Source organism: Streptomyces sp. NPDC007162 (genome assembly GCF_040634175.1).
In the GTDB taxonomy this organism is placed as follows: domain Bacteria; phylum Actinomycetota; class Actinomycetes; order Streptomycetales; family Streptomycetaceae; genus Streptomyces.
The window spans coordinates 1-1343 of the sequence record NZ_JBEYFC010001011.1 but is presented as its reverse complement, the minus strand read 5'-3'; the positions used below and the strand labels follow the sequence as shown (position 1 = coordinate 1343).

The following is a 1343-nucleotide window of genomic DNA, read 5'->3' as shown; positions in this document are numbered from 1 at the left end:
TCTGCCGTCACCCGGGTCCGCGGTGACGACCGCCACCCCCGACGGATGCAGCCGGAACGCCGATTTGAAGGACTCAAGGAGCGGCGGTGGCTTCCCGTGCTCGCTCCGCGACTTCCGCTCCCGGTGCCGACCCCGGTGCGGTTCGGCGAACCGTCCGAGTGCTTCCCCAAGCACTGGACCGTGATGACGTGGGTTCCCGGCGAGCCGCTGGACCACGGCTCGATCAGCCGCGGCGGCCACGCGGCCGACACGCTGGCGGCCTTCCTCCGGGCGCTCCACGTGGAGGCGCCCGCCGAGGCGCCGACCGCCACGGACCGCGGCGGCCATCCCAGGGACTGCACGGACGGTTTCGAGTACTTCCTCGAGGCCGTTGCCCCCGACGACATCACCGCGGACGTTCGCGCCGTCTGGGACGACGCCGTCGCGGCCGATGCGTGGGAGGGCCCGCGGATGTGGGTGCACGGCGACCTCCATCCCGCGAACGTCGTCGTCTCGGACGGAACGCTCTCGGGCATCGTGGACTTCGGTGACATGTTCGCAGGCGACCCGGCATGGGACCTCGCCGCCGCGTGGGTGCTGCTGCCGTCGGGCACGGCCGCACGGTTCTTCGCCGCGTACGCGCATGCGGACGAGGCGGCGATCCGGCGGGCCCGCGGGCTGGCCGCTGTGAAGAGCCTCTTCCTCATGCTCATGGGGCAGAGCGGAGACCGTGGCCTTCCCGGCGGGAAGCCGCACTGGGGACCCGTCGGCCGGGCGGCACTTGACCGTGTTCTCAAGGGCGTTTGACGCGCGCCGAGTCGGATACTGTCGGCATGCTCCTCGACTTCACGCACGACCACGACGGCGAACGGCTCAGCGGTGTGTACGGGGGTGATCCGTCCGGGGCCACCGCCGTGGTGCTGCACGGCGCGGGCACCAGCAGTACGGAGCGACTGCTGCCGCTGCTACGGGAGCTCGTGGCCCACGGCTGTCGAGGGGTCGCCTTCGACTTCTCCGGCCACGGCCAAAGCACGGGCACGCTCGGCGAGTTGAGCCTACGGCGTCGGTTCGAGCAGGCCGTAGCGGTGATCGACGCATACGCGGGGGCGGGCAGCCCGCTGGTTCTGGTGGGATTCAGCATGAGCGGGCAGACGGTGGCGGATCTCGTCCGGCACTACGGGGACCGGGTGGCGGCGCTCGGCCTGTGCGCGCCCGCCGTGTACACCGCCGAGACGTGGGACGTGCCCTTCGGGGACGGGAACGGCCGGTTCAGCGGCATGATCCGGCAGCCGGACAGCTGGCGCTCAGCGCCTGCGTTCGAGGCGCTGAGGGCGTACGAGGGGCGGGCGGTGCTCGCCGTGCCC

Annotated in this window: 2 protein-coding genes; both read left to right on the top strand. The window is 72.2% G+C overall.

The genetic code is table 11. The features are described from left to right. Positions 1-786: phosphotransferase (locus ABZ646_RS46735; protein ID WP_360533912.1), on the top strand; the 786-nt coding region annotated here is incomplete at its 5' end. A 26-nt stretch (positions 787-812) separates the two neighbouring features. Beyond that, on the top strand, positions 813-1343 hold a 531-nt coding region (locus ABZ646_RS46730), incomplete at its 3' end, for an alpha/beta hydrolase (protein ID WP_360533909.1).